This is a genomic window from Microbacterium sp. 22296 (genome assembly GCF_052045385.1).
Taxonomy (GTDB): domain Bacteria; phylum Actinomycetota; class Actinomycetes; order Actinomycetales; family Microbacteriaceae; genus Microbacterium.
Window position 1 is genome coordinate 114,556 of the sequence record NZ_JBQEOS010000008.1, and the last position, 17,007, is coordinate 131,562.

Genomic DNA, 17,007 nt, shown 5'->3' on the forward strand with positions numbered 1-17,007 from the left:
ACCATGTCGTCCGGATACGTCCTGGCCCTCGACGAGGGATCCAGCAGTGCGCGCGCCGTGCTCATCGATCCCCAGGGCGCGATCGTGGGGGAGGCGTCGGCGACCATCGAGGCGTCGTTCCCCCACGAGGGATGGGTCGAGCTGGACCCCCTCGACCTCTGGGAGGCTCCGCGCTCGGCCATCGTCGCCGCCCTCGCCCGCGCCCGGGTGGACGCGTCGCAGATCATCGCGGTGGGGGTCACCTCGCACCGCGAGACCATCGTGATGTGGGACCGGCGCACCGGTCGTCCGGTCTACAACGCGATCATGTGGATGTCGAAGCAGACCGACGCCATCGTGCAGGAATGGTCCGAGCGCGGGCTCGACGGCGAATTCCGCACCCGCACGGGGGTACGCAACGACTCGTTCTTCTCCGCAGCCAAGGTGGCGTGGCTCCTGCGTCATGTCGACGGCGTACGAGAGCGGGCCGAACGCGGCGAACTCGCGATCGGCACGCCCGAGACGTGGCTGCTGTGGAACCTCACCGGCGGAGCGGTGCACCGCACCGAACCCGGCGCCGCATCGCGGACGGGCCTGATGTCGCTGGAGCGCGCTGCGTGGGACGAGGAGTTCTGCGCCATCCTCGACATCCCCACGAGCCTGCTGCCCGAGATCGTGCCGTCGGCAGGATGGTTCGGAGACGTCGCGCCGGGCGTCATCCCCGGCGCCGAGGGGCACACGATCCCGATCCTCGCCGTGCTCGGCGACCAGCAGGCGGGGTTGTTCGGTGAGGCGTGCCTGGAGACCGGCAGCGCGAAGAACACCTTCGGCACCGCGGGGGTGCTCACCGTCAACGTCGGCGGCGCCCCCCGCACGTTGCCGGGCATGTGCAGCAGCGTCGCGTGGCGGTTCGATGACACCGTCACCTACGAGGCCGAGGGCGTGGTGTTCCACAGCGGCCAGACGATCCAGTGGCTGCGCGACCGCCTCGGCATCCTCCCCGGGGCCGCGGCGAGCGAGCGTCTCGCCGAGAGCGTGCCCGACAGCGGCGGGGTCTACCTCGTCCCCGCCTTCGCGGGGCTCTTCGACCCGCATTGGGATCGCAACGCCCGCGGCGGGATCGTCGGGCTGACGCTGGAGTCGACCGCCGCGCACGTCATCCGCGCGGGCCTCGAGGCCATGGCGTTCCAAACCCGCGACAACGTCGACAACCTCCGCCGCAACGGCGTCTCGATCCCCCTGTTGAAGGTCGATGGCGGGGCGACCCGCAACAACCTGCTGTGCCAGTTCCAGGCCGACATCCTCGGCATCCCGGTGGCGCGTCCCCAGGGACTCGAACGCACCGCCTTGGGCATCGGTCATCTGGCCGGGTCGGGCGCGGGCCTGTGGCGGCGCGATGAGATCGTCGACAGGTGGCACCTCGAGCGCGTCTTCGAGCCCCAGATGCCGGAGGACGAGCGCGAGGAGCGCTACCAGGGGTGGGTGGATGCCATCGCCTCGGTGCGCAGCCTGCCGCCTCGCCGCACGGGCTCGCGGGGGTCCGCCTCGTCGCGCGGTGGCGCGGGCGCGGTCTCCTCGGCTGCGGCCGAACCGGCGACGGCCATCCGTGACACGTCCTCGGTCCTTTCCCCGTCATCGCCCGCGCAGATCGCGGCCCCTGTTCCCGGCAAGGCCGCCGTCTCGGCTGCGTAGAATCAACGGATGCGCGCGGCCGACATCTCCGACGACATCAGCGAAGTCCTCCTCACCGAGGAGCAGATCCACGAGAAGCTCGCCGAGCTGGCGACCCAGGTGGTGACCGATTACGAGGGCCGCGAGGTCGTGCTCGTGGGCGTCCTCAAGGGTGCCGTCATGGTCATGGCCGACTTCGCACGGCACCTGCCGGTGCACGTCACGATGGACTGGATGGCGGTGTCGTCGTACGGCGCGAGCACCCGTTCCAGCGGCGTGGTGCAGATCCGCAAAGACCTCGACACCGACATCACCGGCAAGCACGTGCTGATCGTCGAAGACATCATCGACTCGGGCCTCACCCTGAGCTGGCTGCTCGAGAACTTCGCCTCCCGCGGGGCCGAGTCGGTCGAGGTCCTGGCACTGCTGCGCAAGCCGGATGCCATGAAGGTCGAGGTCGACTGCCGATACGTGGGCTTCGACATCCCCAACGACTTCGTGATCGGTTACGGCCTGGACTACGCCGAGCGCTACCGCAACCTGCGCGACGTCGCCGTGCTCGCGCCCCACGTCTACTCCTGAGCGGGCGTCCGCGCGCGAGGCGGAGCCACGGCATCCGCGTCCTGTACGCCTGAAACGAACGCACAGGCCCGCCATAGTCGGCACACGTTAGCCTGATGCGACCGCATTTCTGCGGAGGATTACGAAAGGGCCGGGATAGCCCACCATGAATTTCAAGAAGATCACGCGCAACCCGATCATCTACGTTCTGTTGGTCGTTCTGCTTCTGATCATCGGTTTCTCCCTCATCTCCAACCTCACCGGCGCCCGCCAGGTGTCGACGAAGGAGGGTCTGGAGCTGCTCAAGGGCAGCACCGTGACCAAAGTGGTGACGAACGATCCCGATCAGCGCGTCGATCTGACGCTGTCCGAGCCCTTCGAGGGCGCCGACAGCGTGCAGTTCTACTTCGGACAGGCCCGCGCCGCCGAGGTGGCGAACGCGATCGACGCCGCCGCCCCCTCCGACGGCTTCAACGACGTGGTGCCCCGCCCCAGCTGGTTCGACGGCTTCCTCGGCCTGATGCTTCCGCTCGTGCTCCTCGGCCTGCTGTTCTGGTGGCTGCTCTCCAGCGCCCAGGGCGGCGGCAGCAAGGTCATGCAGTTCGGCAAGTCCCGCGCCAAGCTCGTGACGAAGGAGACGCCGACCGTCACCTTCCAGGACGTCGCCGGCTCCGACGAGGCCATCGAAGAGCTCGACGAGATCAAAGAGTTCCTCAAAGACCCGAAGAAGTTCGAAGAGGTCGGCGCCCGCATCCCGAAGGGCGTGCTGCTGTACGGCCCTCCCGGAACCGGTAAGACCCTGCTGGCCCGCGCCGTCGCGGGCGAGGCGGGCGTGCCGTTCTACTCGATCTCGGGTTCGGACTTCGTGGAGATGTTCGTCGGTGTCGGCGCGAGCCGCGTGCGCGACCTCTTCAACCAGGCGAAGGAGAGCTCGCCGGCCATCATCTTCATCGACGAGATCGACGCCGTCGGCCGCCACCGCGGTGCCGGTATGGGCGGCGGTCACGACGAGCGCGAGCAGACGCTGAACCAGATGCTCGTCGAGATGGACGGCTTCGACCCCAAGGTCAACGTCATCGTCATCGCGGCGACCAACCGCCCCGACATCCTCGACCCCGCGTTGCTGCGCCCCGGCCGCTTCGACCGCCAGATCGGCGTCGACGCCCCCGATCTCAAGGGTCGCCAGCGCATCCTCGAGGTGCACGGCCGCGGCAAGCCGCTCTCCGATTCCGTCGACCTCGAGGTCGTCGCGCGCAAGACCCCGGGCTTCACCGGCGCGGATCTCGCGAACGTCCTGAACGAGGCGGCGCTGCTGACCGCGCGCTCGAACGCGCAGCTCATCGACAACCGCGCCCTCGACGAGGCCATCGACCGCGTCATCGCCGGACCCCAGCGGCGTACGCGCGTGATGAAGGACAAAGAGAAGCTGATCACGGCGTACCACGAGGGTGGACACGCGCTCGCGGCGGCGGCGATGAACCACACCGACCCCGTCACGAAGGTCACCATTCTTCCGCGCGGCAAGGCGCTGGGCTACACGATGGTGCTGCCGCTCGACGACAAGTACTCCATCACCCGCAACGAGTTGCAGGACCAGCTGACCTACGCCATGGGCGGCCGCGTCGCGGAGGAGATCGTCTTCCACGACCCCACCACCGGCGCCTCGAACGACATCGAGAAGGCGACGAGCATCGCCCGCAAGATGGTCACGGAGTACGGCATGACCAACGAGGTGGGCCCGGTGAAGCTCGGCTCGTCCTCGGGCGAGGTCTTCATGGGTCGCGACATGGGTCATGGCCGCGATTTCTCGGAGCGCATCGCCGAGCGCGTCGACGCCCAGGTGCGCGCGCTCATCGAGCAGGCGCACAACGAGGCGTACCAGGTCATCAACGACAACCGCGAGGTGCTCGACCGACTCGCTCTGGAGCTGCTCGAGAAGGAGACGCTCGACCACAACGAGCTCGCCGAGATCTTCCGCGACGTCAAGCGCCTCACCCCGCGCCCGCAGTGGCTGTCGTCGGGCGATCGTCCGGTCTCGACCCAGCCGCCGGTGAACGTCCCGCGTCGGGAGCCCGCCGGAATCGCCGCATCCACCGAGGCCGAGGCGCAGACGCAGACGCAGGCGCAGCCCCGTCCGAGCGGACAGACGCGCCCGGCCACCGCCTGAGGCGCCGTGGCCGTCGATCGAGAACGGATCGCAGCGCTCGTCCACGAGTTGCTGGAGGCGATCGGGGAGAACCCCGATCGCCCCGGTCTTCGTCACACCCCGGCGCGGGTGGCCGACTCGTGGGCCGAGTTCTTCGCGGGCGTGGGACAGGATGCCGGCAGCCCCCTGCAGCACACCATCTCGGTGTCGCGGGGACCGGCGCCCGACACGCTGCCCTCCGGGGCGGTGATGGTGCGCGACATCGCGTTCCGCTCGATGTGCGAGCACCACCTGCTGCCGTTCCGCGGCCACGCCCACGTGGCCTACCTCCCGGGCGAGGAAGTGGTGGGACTCGGGGCGCTCCCGCGCGTCATCGACATCCTCGCCGCCCGCCCGCAGGTGCAGGAGAGGCTGGGCGAGCAGATCGCGGATGCCATCGACTCGGCCCTTGACGCACGCGGAGTCCTCGTCGTGCTCGACGCCGCGCACGAGTGCGTGACCATGCGCGGCGGTCGCCAGCCGGATGCCTCGACGGTGACGATCGCGGCACGCGGCGTCTACACCGAGCCCGCCGCCCGTGCCGAGCTCATCGCGCTCATCGGGGCGCGCGCGTGACCTTGATCATGGGGATCGTCAACGTCACCCCCGACTCCTTCAGCGACGGCGGTCGATACCTCGACCCCGACGTCGCGATCGCCCACGCGTTCTTCCTCCGCGAGCAGGGCGCCGATCTTCTCGACGTCGGCGGCGAGTCCACGCGGCCCGGAGCCGACCGGGTGGCGCCCCGCGTCGAGCAGCAGCGGGTGCTGCCGGTCGTCGAGGCTTTGGCATCCGAGGGGGTGCCGGTCAGCATCGACACGATGAACGCCGCGACCGCCGTGGCGGCGGTCGACGCGGGAGCGTGCCTCGTCAACGACGTGTCGGGCGGGCTCGCCGATCCCGACATGCTCGCCGCCGTCGCCGACCTGCAGGTCGACATCGCCCTGGGCCACTGGCGTGGTCCGTCGAGCGAGATGTACGCCCGCGCCGAGTACGCCGACGTGGGGCGAGAGGTCCTCGCGGAGCTCCAGGAGCGCGTCGCCGCGGCCGTCGCCGCGGGGATCAGCCCAGCTCGCATCGTCGTCGACCCCGGCATCGGGTTCGGAAAACGCGGGGAACAGAACTGGCAGTCCCTGCGTGCGCTCCCCGCGCTCGGCGCGCTGGGGTACCGCGTGCTCGTGGGGACGAGCCGCAAGCGGTTCCTCGCCGACGTCCTGGGCGACGACGCCGATCTCGCCCGGCGCGACCTCGCCACCGCCGTCACCAGCGCCCTCGCCGCCCGCGCGGGCGCGTGGGCGGTGCGCGTGCATGACGTACCGACCACCCGCGACGCCCTCGCCGTCGCCCGCGCCTGGGAGGCCTGATGGATGCCGTCGACCACATCACCCTGACGGGGGTGCGCGCCTTCGGCCACCACGGTGTGTACGCCGACGAGAAGCGCGAGGGCCAGGAGTTCGTGGTCGACGCCGTGCTCGTCCTGTCGCTGCGGCGCGCGGCCGAGACCGACGACGTGGTCGACACCGTGCACTACGGCGAGCTCGCGGAACGACTCGTCGCCGTCGTGGCGGGCGAGCCCGTCGACCTGCTCGAGACCCTCGCCCAGCGTCTCGCCGACGACGTGCTGCGCGATGACCGCGTCGATGCGGTCACCATCACCGTGCACAAGCCGCAGGCGCCCATTCCCGTGCCCTTCGGCGACGTCGCCGTGACCATCACACGGGGTCGGTCGTGAGCGTGCGGCTGGCCCACGGGATGGGCGAGGCGCCGCGGGCGACCCCCGTCGCGGCGGTCGTCGCGCTCGGCGCCAACCTCGGCCGACGAGCGGAGACGCTGGCCGCGGCGGCCGACGAGCTGAGCCGGCTGACGCTGACGAGCGACGTGCGCGTGTCGGAGCCGATCGAGACGGTCGCCGTGACCCTCGACGGCGAGGACGAGGACGCCCCGCGATACCTCAACGCCGTCGCGCTGCTGCAGACGCGACTCGCGCCCGCCGAGCTGCTCGCCTCGCTGCACCGCATCGAAGCGCGACACGGGCGAGTGAGACGTGAGCGGTGGGACGACCGCACCCTCGACCTCGACCTCATCGCCTACGGTGACGAGAGGATCGACCGCGACGATCTGGTCGTGCCGCATCCCCGTGCCCACGAACGCCAATTCGTGCTCGCACCGTGGGCGCAGCTGGATCCGGATGCCGAGATCCCCGGGCGCGGACGTGTCACCGACCTCCTGGAAGGGCTCCGACGATGAGGCGCACAGGAGTCGGCATCCTCGCCATCGCCGTCATCATCGGCGGAGCGGTCGGTTTCATCCTCGACACGATGCTCACCGCGATGGGACGCGCGACGTTCTCGCCGGCGGCGAGCCTGCCGACGATCCTCGCGCTGCTGGGGGTCGTGATCGTCGCTCTGGCGGTACCGGTGTGGCGCGCGACCCGCAGCCGTGGCGCCCGGCGCATCAACCCCTTCCAGGCTCTGCGCATCGCGATGCTGGCGAAGGCATCGTCGCTGCTGGGGGCGGTGACCTTCGGATTCTCGCTCGGTCTGATCGTGTTCCTGACGACCCGACCCGTGACGCCGTCGCTAGGCTCGATGGGAACGATCGTTGCGACGCTCGTGTGCGCCGTCGTCCTCGTCGTCGCGGGACTCGTCGCCGAGCAGCTGTGCACCATCCGGAAGGACGACGATGACGACACCCCCGGAAACACCCCGACCGGAGCCGTCGGCGCCTGACGCCGACCAGGAGGTTCCACCCCGCGAGAGCGCGGAACCCGAGTCGTCCGAGGGCGGCTCTTGGCCCCAGCCCGACCCGCACGCCCGATTCGTCGCGCCCGGCGGGACCGCGGGGACGCGGCCCGACTCGGCGGGCCCGCGCGAGACGACGGAGGGCGTGGCGACATCGCCGTCCGGGCCCCAGACCGGTCACGCGGATGCCCCGGCGGTCGAGATCGAGCGCGCGCTCCAGGCTCCGGTGGGTGCGCGTCTGCGTCGGGACCGCCCGGCGGGTGCGGCGTCAGCCGGCACGCCCGACCGGGACGATCGCCGGCCCCGCGGCGAGCGGGCGATCGAAACCGGCGCGGTCGAGGGCGTCGGTGCTGTCGATGCCGGCGCGGGCGAGGTGCCCGGGCAGCGCGACCCCGGCACGGGCGGGGAGACCGGAGTGGTCGATCCTGGTGCGCGCGAGGGGAGCTCCGTGCTCGGCGACCGCACCTACGACCGCATCCTCGAGCCCCGTTCCGAGAGTCGGCTGCCGCTCGGTGACGGGACCTGGCATCAACTGGCCCGGGCCTACGTGCGCGTCCAACTCATCACGCAGGGTGCCGTCTTCGTCCTCGTGGTCGTCGCCGCCGTCGCCGCTCAGGTCATCACCGGGGTGCGGTGGCAATGGATCCCGGCGGGTGTCATCCTCCTGATCACCCTGATCGGACTCGTCATCACGCCGCGGCAGGCCCGGTCGTTCGGCTACCAGCTGCGCCACGACGATCTCGTGTTCCGCCGGGGCATCCTCTGGCAGAGGGTCGTCGCCGTGCCCTACGGCCGGATGCAGCTCGTGGACATCACGCACGGCCCGCTGGATCGCGGTTTCGGAATCGCCCAGCTCAAGCTGGTGACCGCGGCCGCGTCGACGGGGGTCACCATCCCGGGGCTCACACAGGAGGCGGCCGAGCACCTGCGCGACACGCTCGTCGCCGTGGCCGAGACGCGGCGGACGGGACTGTGAACGACCCGCACGCGCCTGGCGGAGCGCCGGAGGCAGACCCGGCGGACGGTACCGGGGACCGCGTGAGAGCCGCGGCTCCGTCCGGCGGAGCACGGCCGGCGGACGGGGCGGGGGACCGCGCGCGCATCCGGGTTCCCGAGGCGGGCCGCGCCGTCGCGGCGGGCCGGCCGGCGGTGCGGTCGCCCTATAGCGACGGGCAGTGGCATCGGCTGCATCCCCTCACCCCGCTGCTGCGTGGAGGGTTGACGCTCCTCGTCATCATCGGTGTGATCGTGGCGAACCTGCGCGAGCGCGTCGTGGAGTTCTTCTTCCCCGTCTTCATCGACCTGCCGCCGGGCGAGCTGCCCCCCGACCCGGTCGACTACATCCTCGCGAACAACCTCATCCTCATCGCGGGTGGCGCGACCCTGGCGGTGCTGATCGTGCTGCTGGTGCTGTTCCGGCTGTCCTGGCGGTTCCACACGCTGCGGATCGGCGACGACGCCGTCGAGGTGCGCTCGGGGGTGCTGTTCCGCACCCACCGTCGGGCACCCCTCGATCGGGTCCAGGGGGTCAACCTGACGCGCCCGATGATCGCCCGCCTTCTCGGATTGGCGAAGCTGGAGGTGGTCGGGGCGGGCCTGGATGCCAACGTCAAGCTCGAATACCTGTCGGGGAAGGATGCCGACGCCATCCGCGGCGACATCCTCCGCCTCGCCTCGGGGCGCCGTCTCGCCGCCGGACAGGTGACCGGGAGTGAGCGGCCCTCGCTCGCGCGCCAGGCCGCCGCGGCGGTGGGCTCGGGCCTGCAGGGGCTCGTCGACGGTGAGGACTTCTCCGACGCCGAACCCGAGAGCATCGTGCGCATCCCGGTCGGCCGGCTCGTGGCATCCCGTGTGTTGAGCGGTTCGACGGTGTTCCTCATCGCGCTCGTGGTCGGCATCGTCGTGGCGGCGTCGCTGTCGACGCTCTGGCTGCTGTTCACCGTCGTTCCCATGTTCCTCGCGTTCGGCGCGTACTACGTACGATCCGTCGCGCGCGGTCTGCGGTACTCCATCGCGCCGACGTCGGACGGCGTGCGGGTGACCTTCGGGCTGTTCACCACCGTGTCCGAGATCGTGCCGCCCGGACGCGTGCACGCCATCGAGGTGCGACAGCCACTGCTGTGGCGACCCTTCGGGTGGTGGACCGTGTCGGTGAACCGCCTGTCGGGCCGGTCGTCGACCGACTCGAGCGCCGATCAACTCGCCGCCGTGCTGCCCATCGGCACGCGCGACGACGTGGAGCGCGTGCTCGCGATCCTCGCGCCCGTGGTCACCGGCGGCGAGTGGACGAGCGTGTTCCGCGACGGCATCCTGGGTCCCGTGGAGGACGACCCCTACGTGACGACTCCGGCGCGCGCCCGCTGGCTGCGCCCCCTGTCGTGGCGGCGCAACGGCGTGCTGCTGACCGACGACGCCCTCCTCATGCGGCGGGGGTGGGTGTGGCGGTCGCTGAGCATCCTCCCGCTCGCGCGACTGCAGTCGATCGGTCTGGAGCAGGGCCCGCTTGCGCGGTCGTTCGGCGCGGCGACGCTCACGGGCCACGTGATCGCCGGAACGGTGCAGACTTCGGTCGGCGCCCTCGACCGTGACGATGCGGTGCGCATGTTCGAGCGCACGGCGCACGCGAGCGTCGCGGCGGCAGCGACCGACCGCAGTCATCGGTGGGCCGGATGAGCGGCCGCGACGGACGCCTCGGCGTGGGAGTGATCGGCGCAGGGCGCGTGGGTCCCGTCGTCGCCGCCGCCCTCGCCGGTGCCGGGCACGCGCTCACCGGGATCACTTCCGGGTCGGACGACGACCGGGTCGAAGCGATCCTCCCCGGCCTTCCCGTCCTCACCGCCGACGAGGTCGTGCGACGCAGCGAGCTCGTCGTGATCGCCGTGCCGCACGACCAGCTGCCGGCGCTCGTGACGGGACTCGCCGGGGTGGGCGCTTGGCAGCCGGGCCAGCTCGTGCTGCACACCGACCCCGCGTACGGCGCCCGCGTCCTCGACCCGGCCGCGCGTCTCGGTGCCATCCCGCTCGCGATCCACCCCGCCATCGCGTTCACCGGGACCTCGTCGATCGACCTGCGGCAATTGGCGCAGGCGTACGCCGCGGTGACGGCCCCGGCGCCCGTCCTGCCCATCGCGCAGGCGCTCGCCGTCGAGCTCGGATGCGAACCCGTGGTGGTCGCCGAAGACGATCGCGCGGCGTACGCGGAGGCGATCGCCACGGCGACGGAGTTCTCGCGATCGATCGTGCGCCAGTCGTCGGAGATGCTCTCGCGCGTCGGTGTCGACAATCCCGGCGGGTACCTCTCCGCGCTCGTTCGATCCAGTGTCGACCAGGCACTCGTGGAGGGCTCCGGACGTCGCAGCCTCGACGACGACGCTACGATCGACGGATGATCCGCACCCTCGAGGATCTGCGCACCCGACTCGGCGATGTCCGAGGCGCAGATCGGTCGTCCGGCGGCCCCCGTGTCGCACTCGTCTCGACCCTGGGAGCCCTGCACGACGGCCACGTCGACCTCATCCATGAAGCCCGCCAGCGCGCCGACATCGTGGTGGTGTCGACGTTCGTCAATCCGCTGCGTTTCCGCACCGCGGAAGAGACGGCCTCCTACCCGCGTTCGCCCGAGGCCGACGAGCGCGTCCTCCGCGACCTGGGGGTCGACGTGGTCTTCGCGCCCTCCGCGGGGGAGTTGCTGCCCGCGGGCACCGCGACGACCCGTGTGTCCGCGGGAGACGTCGGGCTGCGATACGAGGGGCGTGTTCGCCCGTTCTACTTCGACGGCGTGTTGACCGTCGAGGCGAAGTTGTTCAACCTGGTCCGCCCCGACGTGTCGGTCTACGGTGAGCGCGATCTCCAGCGTGCATTCCTGGTGCAGCGCATGGTGCGCGATCTCAACTTCGGCCTCGAGATCGCCACGGTGCCCACGGTCCGCACCGACGACGGACTGCCGGTTTCCAGCCGCATCGCCCTTCTGGAGCCCGCGGATCGTCGCGCGGCGGCGAAACTGCCCCGCGCGCTCGAGGCGGCGGCATCGAACTCCGACCTCGGAGTCGACGCGTGCATCGCGGCGGCCCAGTCCGCGCTCATGGGGGAGCCGCGCATCGCCCTCGAATACCTCAGCGTGGTCGACCCCGCCACCTTCCTGCCCGTCGACGAGGGGCACCGCGGTCGTGCCCTGGCCCTCATCGCCGCGACGGTGGGTGGGCACCGTTTCATCGACAACGCCGAGATCTCGCTGCGCTGAGACCGCCACCCGAGGCATTCGATCCCGAGACGGTGACACCGCCGCGCGGGGTGTGCGTTCGTGAGGCGGTGACACGGTCGCGCGGGGTGTGCGTTCGTGAGGTGGTGACACGGTCGCGCGGGGCGTGCGTTCGTGAGGTGGTGACACGGTCGCGCGGGGCGTGCGTTCGTGAGGCGGTCGTTCTCGTGGAGCGGCGGCGGCGCGCGCGGCCGACCACCGCGTGCGGGGCTCTCCGCGAGCGCGGTGGCCGTCGTCGACCCGAGGCGTCCGGCCGCGGCGAATAGACTGGGGACGACCCCGAGGAGCCTCCCGATGACCGACGCGCCCGCGAACGACGCCGCCGAACCCACCGAAGACGAGGTCTTCGAGCAGAAGGCGGTGCGCCTCGCCAAACGCGAGCGTCTGCTCGCCGAGCGTGCCGACGCCGCGGGCGGGCCGTACCCGGTCGCCGTGCCCGTCACCACGACCATCCCGGCGCTGCGCGACCGCTTCGGCGACCTCGAGGCCGGCGCCGAGACCGGTGAGACCGCCGGGGTGGCGGGGCGCGTGGTGTTCAGCCGCAACACCGGCAAGCTGTGCTTCGCCTCGCTGCAGGCCGGGGACGGGAGCCGCATCCAGGCCATGGTCTCGCTCGCGAGCGTCGGCGAAGATTCCCTGCAGGCGTGGAAGGAACTCGTCGACCTGGGTGATCACGTCTTCATCTCGGGTGAGGTGATCTCGAGCCGCCGCGGCGAGCTGTCCATCATGGTCGCCGAGTGGAGGATCGCGGCGAAGGCCGTGCTGCCCCTTCCCAACCTCCACGGCGACTTGAGCGAAGAGAGTCGCGTGCGCAGCCGCTTCCTCGACCTCATCGTGCGCGACCGCGCACGCGAGACGGTCCTGGCGCGCGCGAAGGTCAACCAGAGCCTGCGCCGCACGTTCACCGAGCGCGGGTTCGTCGAAGTCGAGACGCCGATGCTGCAGGTGCAGCACGGCGGCGCGAGCGCGCGCCCCTTCAGCACTCACTCCAACGCGTTCGACACCGAGCTGTACCTGCGCATCGCGCCCGAGCTGTTCCTCAAGCGCGCGGTCGTGGGCGGCATCGACCGTGTCTACGAGATCAACCGCAACTTCCGCAACGAGGGCGCCGACTCCACGCACAGCCCCGAGTTCGCGATGCTCGAGGCCTACCAGGCCTACACCGACTACAACGGCATCGCCGACCTCACGCAGACCCTGATCCAGGATGCCGCCATCGCCGTCGCCGGCTCCACCACGGTGACATGGGCCGACGGCACCGAGTACGACCTCGGCGGCGAATGGGACCGCATCTCGATGTACGACTCTCTGTCGGCTGCAGCCGGCCGCGAGATCACCCCCGAGACGACGCTCGACGCGCTGCGCGCATTGGGTGCCGAGAACGACGTGGACGCCCCGCCGCACGAGACCCATGGCAAATGGGTCGAAGAGCTGTGGGAGCACTTCGTCAAGCCGGGCCTGACCCGGCCCACCTTCGTCATGGACTTCCCCGTCGACACCAGCCCGCTCGTGCGCGAGCACCGGTCGATCGCCGGCGTCGTGGAGAAGTGGGACCTGTACGTGCGCGGGTTCGAGCTCGCGACCGGTTACTCGGAACTCGTCGACCCGGTGATCCAACGTCACCGCTTCATCGAGCAGGCGGGGCTCGCCGCCCGGGGCGACGACGAGGCCATGCCCATCGACGAGGAGTTCCTGCGGGCGCTCGAACACGGCATGCCCCCCACCGGCGGTATGGGGATGGGCATCGACCGGTTGCTCATGGCGATCACCGGACTCGGGATCCGCGAGACGATCCTGTTCCCGCTGGTGAAGTAGACCGCTCGAACACCCACTCGGGAAGCCGGCCGGCGTCGAGCATGGTCCGCATGATCCCGCTGAGCCCGTGCGTCCCATCGATCGCGAGGGCTTCGTCCGCGTAGAACGTGGCGTGCGTGGATCTCCCGGAGGCCCACGCGAGCCATGCGCACGCCGCGAGCGCTCCGGGTCGGCGTTCGCGGGCGACCACCGAGGCGACGCGCCGGCAGAGCTCGAGCCCCGCGCGCAACCGGGCGGGGTCGGGGTGGGCGCCCTCGCCCCACATCGGGCGCGCGAGGTCTTCGGGCACCGGCTCGCCGCCCCGGAAGGCGGTCTGCGCGCGGAACACCGCGTCGCCCGTCGCCAGGTCGCCGGTCCACTGCATCAGGGCGACATCGCGCAGGGCGGGTCGCTCCAGGCAGAACGCGAGGGCCGCGATCCGCGTCGTGTCGACCTGGTCGATCGGTCGCTCGACGCTGTACTCGAACAGCGCCGGCGGATCGGCAATCTCCGCCGCCACGGCATCGGCCGCGATGCGGCGCTCAGGCGACAGGTGACGCCGGTCGCGCGAGCGCCTCAGCGCGTGCTCCACGTCCACAAGGAGCTGTTCGACCAGCCGAGCGTCGTCCGCGGAGCCGGCGGGCAGGTGGGCGCCGGTGAGGTGGTCGCCGCTGACGTCGTCGTCGAGGCCCGCGAAGGCGGCATCCTGGATGTCGGTCAGCGGATGCGGCTGCGCCGCCGGCTCGAGGTAGCTCGCCCAGCCGTCGGAGCCCACGACGAGCGCGTCGATGACGCGCAGTCCGCAGATGTCGGCGCGGGCGCGCACGGCGTCGACGAGCACGGTGTGCGGTGCGCCGGCGTTCTCCGACATGGAGCGGTCGGTGTACACCGCGATCGCGACGGAATCGGTGCGGGTCACCTTGCAGGCCATGCCGACGACGGTCGAGGCGACCCCCTCTTCGATGGGCCGATCGCCCTCGGGTGGCAGGTCGACGCGCATCGCACCGAGCGAACGTCCCTCGCCGAAGGGGACGACGACGAGGCTGCGATGCGGGATGCATTCGAGCAGGTGGGGGACGAGGGAGAGGAAGGCGGGAGACGAGGTTGCCCGCACGACGGTGGTGGTCATGCCGTCGAGGATGGCCGTCGAGGGCTCTTGCGTTCCGGGGGGATTCGCTCGATCGTGGATCATCTCGCGGATCCGAGAGATGGGGAGGAACCGCGCGCGGGCGTTCGCCCAGCCGCCGCGGGTATTCTCGAAGCATGGACGAGACCTGGACCGCTGTGCTGTGGGCGATCCTGCCCACGATCGTCGTGTCGTTCGTCTTCTTCTTCATCCTCCGGGGCGCCATCCGCATGGACCGCACCGAGCGCAAGGCGTACTCGCGCATCGAGGCGCAGGAGCGGGCCAAGCGCGGTCTTCCTCCGGTGGCATCCACGGGCGACGGCTCCGCGAACTGAGGCGCCGGCGAGACCGCTGTCGGCGGTCGTCGCTACGCTGGGTCCACAACCCGTCCAGGAGGACCCGTGATCAACGCCACGTTCGACGCGAGCTGGCTCGTCATCACGCTGTTCGTGGTCGACCTGGTCGTGCGTATCGCCGCGATCATCATCGTGCCGCGCAACCGCCGTCCCACTGCGGCGATGGCGTGGCTCCTGGCGATCTACTTCATCCCCTTCGTCGGGGTGTTCCTGTTCCTGCTCATCGGCAATCCGCGTCTTCCGCGCAAGCGCCGGCGCAAGCAGGCGGCCATCAACGAGTACATCCACGACACGAGTGCGTCGCTCGAGTTCGGAACACTCCGCCCGAACGCGCCGCAGTGGTTCCGCGCCCTCGTGCAGCTCAACCGCAATCTCGGTGCCATGCCCATCGCGGGCGACAACGCGGCCACCCTCATCGCCGATTACCAGCAGAGCCTGGATGCCATGGCCGAGGCCATCCGGCAGGCCACGCGCTACGTGCACGTCGAGTTCTACATCCTGCAGTCCGACGACTCCACCGACAACTTCTTCCGAGCGCTCGAGGAGGCCGCCGCGCGCGGTGTGGTCGTGCGGGTCCTCCTCGACCACTGGGCCAACCGCGGCAAGCCGCGCTACAGAGAGACGGTGCGCCGCCTCGATGCGATGGGCGCCCACTGGCACCTGATGCTGCCCGTCCAGCCGCTGCGCGGCCGCTACCAGCGTCCTGACCTGCGCAACCACCGCAAGCTCCTCGTCATCGACGGCGATGTCGCCTACATGGGCTCGCAGAACGTCACCGATTCCTCCTACAACCTGCGCAAGAACATCCGCCGCGGGCTGCACTGGGTCGACCTCATGGTGCGCGTCGAGGGCCCCGTCGTCGCCAGCATCAACGCGGTCTTCCTCTCCGACTGGTACAGCGAGACCGACGAGACCCTGGCCGACGAGATCGACCTGTTCAGCGTGACGTCCGGCCCCGGCGACCTGGATTGCCAGATCGTGCCGTCGGGTCCCGGCTTCGACTTCCAGAACAACCTCAAGCTGTTCCTGGGGCTGCTCTTCGCGGCGAAGGAGCGCATCATCATCGTCAGCCCGTACTTCGTCCCGGACGAAGCGCTGCTGCTCGCCATCACCACCGCGTGCCAGCGCGGCGTGCACGTGGAACTCTTCGTGTCGGAAGAGGGCGACCAGGCCATGGTCTACCACGCCCAGCGCAGCTACTACGAGGCGCTCCTTCGCGCGGGCGTAGTGATCTGGATGTACCGCAAGCCCTTCATCCTGCACAGCAAGAGCGTGACGATCGACGACGAGGTCGCCGTGATCGGCTCGAGCAACATGGACATGCGCTCCTTCGGTCTGAACCTCGAAGTGTCGATGCTCGTGCGCGGCGAGGAGTTCGTCCGCGACATGCGCGCTGTCGAGGGGCACTACCGCGGGTTGAGCCGTCAGCTCACGATCGAGGAGTGGCGCCGCCAGCCCCTGCGCTCCACGATCCTCGACAATCTGGCCCGCCTCACCTCCGCGCTGCAGTGAGGCGACGCGGCGTTCGCCGCCGGCATCCAGGAATCTCGGTCATCATGGGGCGAACCCACCCCCCGGAGGTCTTCATGTCTCGCTCACGTCTGACACTCGTCGGCCTGCTCGGAGCGGGCCTGCTCGCTGCCGGCGCCCTCACCGGATGCGCGTCGGGCGCCGCGTCACCGCCCGGATCGTCGTCTCCCACGGATGCCGCGACACCGACGCCCGCGGGTGAGGTCAGCGCGGCGTGGCTCGACGCGGGCCGCGCGATCGCGGTCGTCACCTCGGGTAGCTCGTCGTGCGTGCCCACCGTCGGCGGTGAGCCGCGAATCGTCGACGGGGCGCTCACGGTGGATCTCGCCGAACCGACGCAGGAGCCGTGCACGCGCGACCTGGCGCCCCGGGCGACGCTGGTGCCCCTGCCGGAGGGGGCGGATGCCGGTGCCGCCCTGACCCTGACGGTGACGGGGGCCGTGGAGGGCGAGACGACCCTCGCTGCGCTGGCCGACGTGCCCTCGCCGCCCGACGACTTCGCGCCGAGCGCCGGGTGGGTGAGCCCATCGCTGGTCGCGATCGTCACGTACGGAAGCTCCAGCTGCCGGCCCACGGTGGAGTCGGTGAGCACCGACGGCGATGACGTGGCGGTGCGGTTCGCCACGCCGCCCGCCGATCAGGTGTGCACCATGGACTTCGCCCCCCGCGTGACGTTGGCCGACGTGGGGGCCGAGGCGGGCGACGGCCCCGTGTCCCTCGTGCTCTCCGGCGGCGACGTTCAGGCGTCCGATCCGATCCCGGTGCTCGGCGACCGCTGACGCGGCGACGTCGACGCTCGACCGATT

General features: G+C 70.7%; 17 protein-coding genes. 16 read left to right on the top strand and 1 reads right to left on the bottom strand.

The annotated features are described in order from the left end of the window. Positions 1 to 3 precede the first annotated feature (3 nt). The 13 genes from ACTJJP_RS14450 (at position 4) to lysS (ending at position 13,210) form a co-directional block, all read left to right on the top strand. On the top strand, positions 4 to 1,671 hold the full coding sequence (locus tag ACTJJP_RS14450; RefSeq protein ID WP_440775673.1) for an FGGY family carbohydrate kinase: 1,668 nt from the start codon (positions 4 to 6) through the stop codon (positions 1,669 to 1,671). 9 nt (positions 1,672 to 1,680) lie between these two features. Beyond that, on the top strand, positions 1,681 to 2,232 hold the full coding sequence (gene hpt / locus ACTJJP_RS14455; protein ID WP_440775674.1) for a hypoxanthine phosphoribosyltransferase: 552 nt from the start codon (positions 1,681 to 1,683) through the stop codon (positions 2,230 to 2,232). Positions 2,233 to 2,377: 145 nt separating this feature from the next. Beyond that, on the top strand, positions 2,378 to 4,378 hold the full coding sequence (gene ftsH / locus ACTJJP_RS14460) for an ATP-dependent zinc metalloprotease FtsH (RefSeq protein ID WP_440775675.1): 2,001 nt from the start codon (positions 2,378 to 2,380) through the stop codon (positions 4,376 to 4,378). Positions 4,379 to 4,384: 6 nt separating this feature from the next. Beyond that, positions 4,385 to 4,972, top strand: a complete 588-nt coding sequence (gene folE / locus ACTJJP_RS14465) for a GTP cyclohydrolase I (protein WP_440775676.1) — start codon at positions 4,385 to 4,387, stop codon at positions 4,970 to 4,972. Continuing rightward, positions 4,969 to 5,760 carry a dihydropteroate synthase gene (gene folP / locus ACTJJP_RS14470; protein WP_440775677.1) on the top strand — a complete coding sequence of 264 codons (792 nt, stop codon included), beginning with the start codon at positions 4,969 to 4,971 and terminating at the stop codon, positions 5,758 to 5,760. The genes folE and folP overlap by 4 nt, the downstream gene beginning before the upstream one ends. Next, on the top strand, positions 5,760 to 6,128 hold the full coding sequence (gene folB / locus ACTJJP_RS14475) for a dihydroneopterin aldolase (protein ID WP_440775678.1): 369 nt from the start codon (positions 5,760 to 5,762) through the stop codon (positions 6,126 to 6,128). The genes folP and folB overlap by 1 nt, the downstream gene beginning before the upstream one ends. Next, positions 6,125 to 6,643: a 2-amino-4-hydroxy-6-hydroxymethyldihydropteridine diphosphokinase gene (gene folK / locus ACTJJP_RS14480; RefSeq protein ID WP_440775679.1), complete on the top strand. Its 519-nt coding sequence runs from the start codon at positions 6,125 to 6,127 to the stop codon at positions 6,641 to 6,643. The genes folB and folK overlap by 4 nt, the downstream gene beginning before the upstream one ends. Then, positions 6,640 to 7,125 (top strand): DUF3180 domain-containing protein, encoded by a 486-nt coding sequence (locus ACTJJP_RS14485; protein WP_440775680.1) that lies wholly within the window; start codon positions 6,640 to 6,642, stop codon positions 7,123 to 7,125. The genes folK and ACTJJP_RS14485 overlap by 4 nt, the downstream gene beginning before the upstream one ends. A gap of 460 nt (positions 7,126 to 7,585) precedes the next feature. Beyond that, positions 7,586 to 8,113 (top strand): PH domain-containing protein, encoded by a 528-nt coding sequence (locus tag ACTJJP_RS14490; protein WP_440775710.1) that lies wholly within the window; start codon positions 7,586 to 7,588, stop codon positions 8,111 to 8,113. Positions 8,114 to 8,175: 62 nt separating this feature from the next. Further along, positions 8,176 to 9,810: a PH domain-containing protein gene (locus ACTJJP_RS14495; RefSeq protein WP_440775681.1), complete on the top strand. Its 1,635-nt coding sequence runs from the start codon at positions 8,176 to 8,178 to the stop codon at positions 9,808 to 9,810. Next, the gene (locus ACTJJP_RS14500) at positions 9,807 to 10,526 is read left to right on the top strand and encodes a DUF2520 domain-containing protein (RefSeq protein ID WP_440775682.1); all 720 of its coding nucleotides are present in this window, start codon (positions 9,807 to 9,809) and stop codon (positions 10,524 to 10,526) included. The genes ACTJJP_RS14495 and ACTJJP_RS14500 overlap by 4 nt, the downstream gene beginning before the upstream one ends. Beyond that, positions 10,523 to 11,377 carry a pantoate--beta-alanine ligase gene (gene panC / locus ACTJJP_RS14505; protein WP_440775683.1) on the top strand — a complete coding sequence of 285 codons (855 nt, stop codon included), beginning with the start codon at positions 10,523 to 10,525 and terminating at the stop codon, positions 11,375 to 11,377. The genes ACTJJP_RS14500 and panC overlap by 4 nt, the downstream gene beginning before the upstream one ends. Positions 11,378 to 11,689: 312 nt before the next feature. Then, positions 11,690 to 13,210 carry a lysine--tRNA ligase gene (gene lysS, locus ACTJJP_RS14510; RefSeq protein ID WP_440775684.1) on the top strand — a complete coding sequence of 507 codons (1,521 nt, stop codon included), beginning with the start codon at positions 11,690 to 11,692 and terminating at the stop codon, positions 13,208 to 13,210. Here the strand turns inward: lysS and ACTJJP_RS14515 are convergent. Beyond that, on the bottom strand, positions 13,161 to 14,318 hold the full coding sequence (locus ACTJJP_RS14515) for a DUF4192 family protein (protein WP_440775685.1): 1,158 nt from the start codon (positions 14,316 to 14,318) through the stop codon (positions 13,161 to 13,163). The genes lysS and ACTJJP_RS14515 overlap by 50 nt on opposite strands. A gap of 134 nt (positions 14,319 to 14,452) precedes the next feature. On the opposite strand from ACTJJP_RS14515, the gene ACTJJP_RS14520 reads away from it, so the two are divergent. The 3 genes from ACTJJP_RS14520 (at position 14,453) to ACTJJP_RS14530 (ending at position 16,980) form a co-directional block, all read left to right on the top strand. Then, entirely contained in the window at positions 14,453 to 14,650 is a 198-nt protein-coding gene (locus ACTJJP_RS14520; RefSeq protein WP_440775686.1) for a hypothetical protein, read from the top strand. A gap of 66 nt (positions 14,651 to 14,716) precedes the next feature. After that, positions 14,717 to 16,183, top strand: coding sequence for a cardiolipin synthase (gene cls, locus ACTJJP_RS14525; protein ID WP_440775687.1), 1,467 nt, complete (start codon positions 14,717 to 14,719; stop codon positions 16,181 to 16,183). Positions 16,184 to 16,257: 74 nt separating this feature from the next. After that, positions 16,258 to 16,980, top strand: coding sequence for a hypothetical protein (locus ACTJJP_RS14530; protein ID WP_440775688.1), 723 nt, complete (start codon positions 16,258 to 16,260; stop codon positions 16,978 to 16,980). Positions 16,981 to 17,007 lie beyond the last annotated feature (27 nt).